Source organism: Streptococcus oralis, assembly GCF_001578945.1.
GTDB lineage: Bacteria > Bacillota > Bacilli > Lactobacillales > Streptococcaceae > Streptococcus > Streptococcus oralis_Q.
Genome location: NZ_KQ969552.1, coordinates 41,464 through 43,844 on the forward strand (window position 1 = coordinate 41,464; position 2,381 = coordinate 43,844).

Below are 2,381 nucleotides of genomic sequence, written 5' to 3' on the forward strand. Positions count from 1 at the left end.
AAAGTATCGGCTAAACCAATGTGAAATGGTCGCACCTAACTGGACGGCTACTCCTTCACGGCCAGCCGATCCTCCAAATAGATGGGTCATCCAAGTAGAAAAAATTACCAAAGGGATCAAGCGTTTAGGAATTCTACTTTCTTTTTCATGCCCTACTTCAAATACCAAAGTCATACCTTTTTGACTAATCCCACCATAGCGCTCGTAGAGATATACAAGAAATAGGCCTGCAATAGGTAAGACTGGGAGCAATAACCACAGATATGTTCCCCTCAGTTCCGAGATCCAGAGCAGGCACTGACCAAATAGGGTATCAACTCCTCCAACCAAGACACCAATCACAAGTGCTAGTAGCGTTAACAAAGCCGTTTCTTTTATTTTTTTCATCACTATTCCTTCCTAGTTAGCCGCAGGTACTAAAAAGCACCTGCTAGAAATAAAGGCTCAAAAAACGGTAAGCTCTTATTTCTAACAGGCGCCATCAGCTATTTCTAGCGATTATAGGGAGCACCATCCCTTTGTGGATAGTATACAGCCTTCTTTAAAAGCAGTCACCCATTTACCGATTCCGATCACTCAAATGTTTATCTTGGTAGGCGCGCGATTGTTTTAAAATATCTGAAAAGGTAGCTACAATGGTTTCTTCATAGTTTTTATTGGTGACTCTTTGCGCTACTTTTTGGAAAATGGCTTCCTCTCGTTTGGAATCGAGAACTGCTTTTCCACTAGAACGCTTGCAAGCCACAACTTGTCCAACCTTATTCATCCGCTCTTCCAGTAGTTGAACAATCTGATCATCAATCTGATCAATTTCTTGACGAATACTTTCTAAATCCATCTCAGCCACCTCTTACTTTCTGATTCTTATTATTGTACCAAAAGGAGGCAACTTTTTCCACTTTCTTTTAAAAATTCATCAAAGTAAACGATTCCTTCCGTATTTTTACCCGACAGAGCCTTCCATACTCATGCTGATTAGTTGGTTCATTTCAACAGCATATTCCATCGGTAGTTCCTTGGTAATGGGTTCCATAAAGCCGTTAATAATCATAGCAGTTGCTTCTTCTTCACTAATCCCGCGGCTCATCATATAAAAGAGCTGATCTTCAGACACTTTTGAAACCTTAGCTTCATGCTCCAAACTAACATTGGAGTTATGGATTTCATTAAAGGGAATGGTATCCGAAGTCGATAAATCATCCATCAAAATCGTGTCGCACTCGATATGAGACTTGGATCCACTGCTATTTCTTCCAAAGCGAACCTGACCACGATAGTCCGTCTTTCCACCATCCTTAGCCACCGATTTTGAAATCAGGGTCGAACTGGTTTTTGGAGCATTGTGATAGACTTTACAGCCAGCATCCAGGTGTTGTCCCGAATTCGCAAAAGCCATAGATAGAATTGATGTTTTAGCGTGAGAACCATTTAAAATGCTACAAGGGTATTTCATATTGACCTTACTGCCTAAATTGCCATCAATCCACTCCAAGGTTCCACCTTCTTCGACTGTTCCTCTTTCGGTGACCAGGTTATAGACATTATCCGACCAGTTTTGCATGGTAGTGTAGCGGAAAAATCCATTCTTTTTAACAATGATTTCAACATTTGCAGCGTGCAAACTATTGGTAGAATATGTGGGAGCTGTACATCCTTCGATATACTGAATGGAAGCGTCTTCCTCGATGATCATAAGTGAGCGTTCAAACTGACCTGCATTTTCCCCATTGATCCGAAAGTAGGTTTGCACTGGGACAGTACATTTGACTCCCTTTGGAACGTAAATAAAGGTTCCACCCGACCAGACGGCACTGTTAAGAGCAGAAAATTTATGCTCGGCATTGGAAATGATGGTTCCAAAATATTGCTTGACTAACTCAGGGTATTCCTTTAAGGCTGTATCCGTATCTGTAAAGATAATACCTAGCTTTTCAAACTCCTCTTTCATATTGTGATAAACCACTTCAGATTCGTACTGAGCCACAGCCCCCGACAGATATTGCCGTTCTGCTTCAGGTATTCCCAACCGTTCAAAGGTTTTCTTGATTTCCTCTGGAACCTCCTCCCAGGATCTGGCCTTTTTGTCGCTGAGTTTTTGGTAGTAGATAACCTCATCAAAATTGATACCTGATAGGTCTGGCCCGAAGTCTGGCATGGGAAGTTTATAAAAGAGTTCCAGGGACCGCAAGCGATAATCCAACATCCAGTCTGGCTCTCCCTTTTCATGAGAGAGCTGCCGTACCACATCTGCCGACAATCCCTTTCCTGTGGAATATAGGGGTGTTAGAGTATCATGAAAACCATAGGCGTAGTCTCGTTTTGTCATCCTGCTCCTCCTCTCGATTTCAAAACTTGGAGAATACTTTCTATAATATTATTAT

General features: G+C 41.7%; 3 protein-coding genes and 1 riboswitch. All 3 genes read right to left on the reverse strand.

All coding sequences use genetic code 11. From position 1 onward, the window contains the following. A partial coding sequence (locus SORDD16_RS05610; protein ID WP_241734018.1) for a chloride channel protein occupies positions 1–387 on the reverse strand: 387 nt, incomplete at its 3' end. A gap of 78 nt (positions 388–465) precedes the next feature. Further along, positions 466–527, reverse strand: a riboswitch (Fluoride riboswitch). 32 nt (positions 528–559) lie between these two features. Beyond that, positions 560–838, reverse strand: a complete 279-nt coding sequence (locus tag SORDD16_RS05615) for a chorismate mutase (RefSeq protein ID WP_061452681.1) — start codon at positions 836–838, stop codon at positions 560–562. 105 nt (positions 839–943) lie between these two features. Continuing rightward, on the reverse strand, positions 944–2,326 hold the full coding sequence (gene sufB, locus SORDD16_RS05620; RefSeq protein ID WP_061452682.1) for a Fe-S cluster assembly protein SufB: 1,383 nt from the start codon (positions 2,324–2,326) through the stop codon (positions 944–946). Between the last annotated feature and the right edge of the window lie 55 nt (positions 2,327–2,381).

Coding starts and splice junctions, on each gene's coding strand:
- SORDD16_RS05615 (WP_061452681.1), bottom strand. CDS start 838: ATGGATTTAGAAAGTATTCGTCAAGAAATTGATCAGATTGATGATCAG.
- sufB (WP_061452682.1), bottom strand. CDS start 2,326: ATGACAAAACGAGACTACGCCTATGGTTTTCATGATACTCTAACACCC.